The sequence below is a fragment of the Tissierellales bacterium genome (genome assembly GCA_035301805.1).
Lineage (GTDB): Bacteria > Bacillota > Clostridia > Tissierellales > DATGTQ01 > DATGTQ01.
This window is the reverse complement of record DATGTQ010000035.1, coordinates 1-5,136: the sequence shown is the minus strand read 5'-3', so window position 1 is coordinate 5,136 and position 5,136 is coordinate 1. Positions and strand designations below refer to the sequence as shown.

The 5,136-nt window shown below is 27.2% G+C and carries 5 protein-coding genes; 1 reads left to right on the top strand and 4 read right to left on the bottom strand.

All coding sequences use genetic code 11. The annotated features are described in order from the left end of the window. The 3 genes from glsA to VK071_01550 form a co-directional block, all read right to left on the bottom strand. Nucleotides 1-884 (bottom strand): glutaminase A (glsA, locus tag VK071_01560; GenBank protein ID HLR34002.1); only part of this gene is annotated, 884 nt, incomplete at its 3' end. Nucleotides 885-907: 23 nt separating this feature from the next. Beyond that, complete coding sequence (locus VK071_01555; GenBank protein HLR34001.1) at nt 908-2,572, bottom strand: nucleoside kinase; 1,665 nt, start codon at nt 2,570-2,572, stop codon at nt 908-910. Nucleotides 2,573-2,776: 204 nt separating this feature from the next. Beyond that, nucleotides 2,777-3,763 carry an RluA family pseudouridine synthase gene (locus VK071_01550; protein HLR34000.1) on the bottom strand — a complete coding sequence of 329 codons (987 nt, stop codon included), beginning with the start codon at nt 3,761-3,763 and terminating at the stop codon, nt 2,777-2,779. Nucleotides 3,764-3,862: 99 nt separating this feature from the next. Here VK071_01550 and VK071_01545 point away from each other — a divergent pair, with 99 nt between their 5' ends. Continuing rightward, nucleotides 3,863-4,447, top strand: a complete 585-nt coding sequence (locus tag VK071_01545; protein ID HLR33999.1) for a hypothetical protein — start codon at nt 3,863-3,865, stop codon at nt 4,445-4,447. Nucleotides 4,448-4,492: 45 nt separating this feature from the next. On the opposite strand, the gene VK071_01540 is transcribed toward VK071_01545, so the two are convergent. Further along, entirely contained in the window at nt 4,493-5,044 is a 552-nt protein-coding gene (locus tag VK071_01540) for a DUF6648 family protein (GenBank protein ID HLR33998.1), read from the bottom strand. Between the last annotated feature and the right edge of the window lie 92 nt (nt 5,045-5,136).

Below are 5,136 nucleotides of genomic sequence, written 5' to 3'. Positions count from 1 at the left end.
TCCTTTAATACTCCAATAGCCGCTATTGGATTACCTTTTAAATCTAGTGCTGGACTATAAACACCAATTCCCATTTTATTTGGAACTACACCTAGAATACCACCACCTACTCCACTTTTAGCTGGAAAACCTACATCTATAGCAAAATTACCACTTCCGTTATACATACCACTACTAGCCATTATTGTTCTAGCAGTTCTAGCAATGCCCTTAGAAACTATTTCTTTTCCTGTTTTTAAGTTCTTACCATCTGCTGCTAATGTTAAAGCAATATTCCCTAAATCCTCACAATCTACTTCTATAGAACATTGTTTAAAATAAATATCTAATATTTCCTCTACATCTCCTTCTAGCAAACCTTTACCTTTCATTAGATATGCCATAGCTCTATTTTTATGTCCTGTTTCTTTTTCAGACAAATAAACTTCTTTATTTACCACTAAATTATTATTTGATGTTATCTTTTTTAAAAAATTTAAAAATTTGTTAAACTTCTCTTCTGAAGAACCTCCTTTAATTAAAGAAGTAGTTACAATAGCACCAGCATTAATCATAGGATTAGCTGGTTTATCTACATTTGGCATGTCTAATTTATATAGGGAATCAAAATCATCATTTGTACCCTCTACTCCTACTTTATTAAATACTATTTCTTCCCCTAAGTCTTTTAAAACTATCATCAATGTAATTACTTTAGATATACTTTGGATTGTAAATTTTTTATTATAATCCCCAATTTTATAAACATGTCCGTCAATATCAAAGATACAAATACCTAAATCTTCTGGATTTGCTTTTTTTAAAGCTGGAATATAGTCGGCTACTTTTCCCTTATTAGTTAAAATTTTATTTTTCTCTAATATATCTTCTAGTAATTTTTCCACATTTATCCTCCCAATTTTAAGTTTTAGTGCACATCAAAACAGGAACCACCTATGAATTCACGCAATATAGAATTTGGAGGTATAAAATTTTCTTTTTCTATATCTTTAAAATAACCTAAAAATTTAATTAATCTTTTTGCCTCTGAAAAATATATGCTATCCCTGTCTACTTCTTTTAATAAAGGTATTATATATTTTTTTAATACTCCTAATTCATATACTAATGCAGAATCAAACATTATATCTGCTTCTTCTTGATAGGGGAATATATTTTTTTCCTCTCCTCTTCTTACTCCATCCCATAATTCAAAAGTTCGCATTATACTATTTCCTCTATGTTCCACATCCCTAACCATTCTTCTAATAATCCTAGTATCAGTAGTAGGAATCCTATTATGCCCATCAATATTTAGTTGAGTTAAAGCACTAATATAAATTTTGAATTTATTTTTTTCTGGAATTGATGCAGTCATTTTAGAATTTAAAGCATGTATACCCTCTACTATTATTGGATGTTCTTCATCTACACAAATTTTTTTCCCCGACATTTCCCTTTTTCCTACTTTAAAATTAAATTTAGGTAATTCGACTTCTTCTCCTTCTAATAACCTAATTAAATCCTCATTTAATAGTTTTAAATCTATAGCTTCTAAGGCTTCAAAATCATATTCTCCATATTCATTCTTTGGAGTATCTTCTCTATTTACAAAATAATCATCTACTGAAATAGATATAGGCATTTTACCATTTACTTTAAGCTGTACAGCTAACCTTTGGGCAAAAGTAGTCTTTCCTGACGATGATGGCCCAGCTACCAATATTATATTTAGATTTTTATCTTCACAAATCATATCTGCTATTTGGGCAATCTTCTTTTCATGTAAAGCCTCTGACACTCTTATTACCTCTGCAATAGAATTGTCTTCTATTTTATCATTCAAAGATCCTAAATAGCCTAGGTCTAAAATATTTGCCCAATCTTCTACTTCTTTAAATACCTTTGCCAATTTAGGTTGTTCTTTAAATTTTGGAACTGTATAATCGCTTTCTTCTGTTGGAAATAAGATTATAACACCGGGATAATAATATTTTAAATCAAAAATGTTTGCATAACCTGTAGACGGTGCTAAATATCCATGAAATCTATCTATATGATCTTCTATTTTATATATGTGTATAGTTTCTTTTTCTATATGTTTTAAAAGTCTAATTTTATCATCATAACCATATTGTTTAAATTTTTCTATAGCTTCATCCTTTGACTTTTTTTCTCTTTCTATAGTAATATCTTTTTCTATTATTTCATTCATTCTACTCTTAATTAATTCTATTTGAGTAAAATTAATTGATTCTTTTTTATCTATTTCTGCATATAATCCCTCACCTAAAGAGTGCTCAATTGTAACATTGCATTTGGGAAATAAATCTTTACATGCTTTTATAAAAATAGCTGATATAGTTCTTGTATATATTCTATGTCCATCTTTATCTTTTATATCTAAAAATTTAATATATTTTCCTTCTTCTACTTCCCTACCTAAATATACTATTTCGTTGTCAACTCTAGCACTTAAATATTTTTTATAATCTTCTCCATATACCTTTTTAGATAATTCTTCTAATTTAGAGCCTTTCTTAATATTGACACCCCCAAAACCTTCTACATAAACTTTTATATTGTCTCCCATATTCTTCCCTCCATAAAAACTTAAAGAAAATTTAAACATTAATATATATTATATCTTAATAGATGGAATAAACAAATATCACAATGCAAAAAATCCAAGACAAATTCTTTTTGACTTTTTAAGTCATTAATCTCCCACTGCCAAACCCCAATGGTCAACATTCCAACTAATTTATCCCTTTTGACTATTGGAAGTCTCCTTATTTCATATTTTAACATTAGTCTTGAAGCCAAAATATTTCTTTTCAATTTTTCTTAAGTCTTCGTCTATTGGTGCTATAAATTCTTTTCCATTTAAATATTTAAGATTATCTGGCAAGTTATTAAATATTATTTTATAACCATGAAGAAATTGATTTTCCAAATTATAATTTTTCTTAAAATAGTTATTAACCTTCTTATTTCCATACTTAATATCCCCTACTATAGGATGACCTATTGAGGCTAAGTGAGCCCTTATTTGATGGGTTCTTCCTGTTATTAAATCTATTTCTAATAATGAATACCCTTTTCCTATTTTTAATGGTTTAACATATGTACATATTTCTTTTGCCCCTTTTATTCTTTCTTCTACTACAGTAACTTTATTATCTTTTTTATTTTTTACTAAATAATTATTTAATTTAATTTCTTTATTGAGCTCTCCTATTACCATAGTTTTATAATACTTATTAATATCTTCTTTTCTCATTGCCTCATTAATAGATTTTAACGTAAAATAGTTCTTTGCTCCTATTATTATTCCACTTGTATTTCTATCTAGTCTATTACATATAGCCGGTGTAAAAGTTTTTTCTTCCTCTACATTATAATCACCTTTATTTATTAAATATTTAATCATACCATCAACTATATTATCTACTTTATTATTTCCTGAGTGGGACAGAACCCCCTTTGGCTTATTAATTAATATAATATTTTCATCTTCATAAATAATTTCTAATTTTATAAAAGACTTATTCTTTTCCTTTTCTTCGACAAACTTTTCAATTGTTCCATCTGCTAAATAAAGTTGTATTACATCTCCCTCTTTAAGGATTTCCTCTGGTTTTACCCTGTTATTATTCAGCTTTATATTCTTTTTTCTAATCATCCTATAAATAAAGCTTCTAGGTGCTTTCGACAAATATTTCCTTAAAAATCTATCAATTCTTTGACCACTATCATTTCTTCCAACTTTTACTTCTTTCATTTTTCACTCACCTTTTTCTAATTATTATGCTATAATCATATTATACACGACAAAGAAAAAATATTTAAAGACAATAGTCTTTTGTAGTAAGAGGTGGATATGATGAATAAATTTTTAGAAAAACTGAAGGACCTTCTATATGATGCAACGGATTATATAATAATGCTTGTGGTTGTACTTGTCGTAGCGGGAATTATAGGATGGAGGCTAGAAATTTTATTTGCAGAAGATGGCCTCGATAAGGAACCCCAAAAAAGTAAAATAGTGGCTTCAGATAAAGTAGATAAAAATAAAGAGAAAGACGATGAAACCACTAAAAAAGATAAAGATATTGAGGAAAATAAGGACAAGCAAGATAATGAAAAGGATGATAAAAATAAGGGAGAAAATGAAAAAGGCGAGGACAAGGATTTAAACAAGGATAAGAATAATGCTAAAGATAAGAAAGATAAGGATAAAAAGGATAAAGATAAAAAAGATAAAGTTATAACTGTTTCTATTCCTGAAGGTTCTGTTAGTGATGAAATAGCGGAAATATTATTGAATGATGGCTTAATTAAAGACAAGGGTGATTTTCTTAAAACTGCTGAAAATTTAAAATTAGAAACTAAATTGAAACCTGGTAAATTTGAAATAAAAGCGGATAGTACTTATGAAGAAATACTTGAAATCTTAAGTAAATAAAATAATATAATTAATGTAAAATAGTAGCCCAAAAGGGCTACTATTTTAATATCTTTCATTAATATAATCATCAATTAAGGAAGTTTTCTTTCCTTCTATAAATACTCCTTCTTTTCTTAAAATATCTAAAAGCCATAAACTTTTAGAATGAAAAATTGCATCTTTATAATCTAAAAGGACTATCTCATAAAGTTTATCATCTAAATATCTTGATTGGGTATTAATAAAATATGCATCTATATTTTTAAACTTCAAGTATTTTAATAATTCCACTGTAGCTTTGTCTTTTTCATCATAGTAATACTTGCCCTTGTTTAAGTAGTCAATATAATACTTTTCATCTTTCCCTGACCTTTTTATGTCTTTTGCCAACATAGTATAATATTTAGCTAAAACATTGTAATATTGATAGTTATACATTCCCTTTTCATAACTATCTATTTTAGAGAAAGGTTCTACATTCATAGCTTGAACAAAGTCAAAATTACCTTCTAAAAACTCTCTTTTATTAATATCACCATTAGTATATTGGATAATAAGAGATAATCTGTTGTCAAAAAATGTTTGAAAAATATCATCTTCCTTGCAATAAGACAATTCAAAACACCCTATCTAATTATAATTTTCTAATATTAAATACTATTACAATAACATTATAACATTATTATTTGTTTTTTCCTAAATTATTC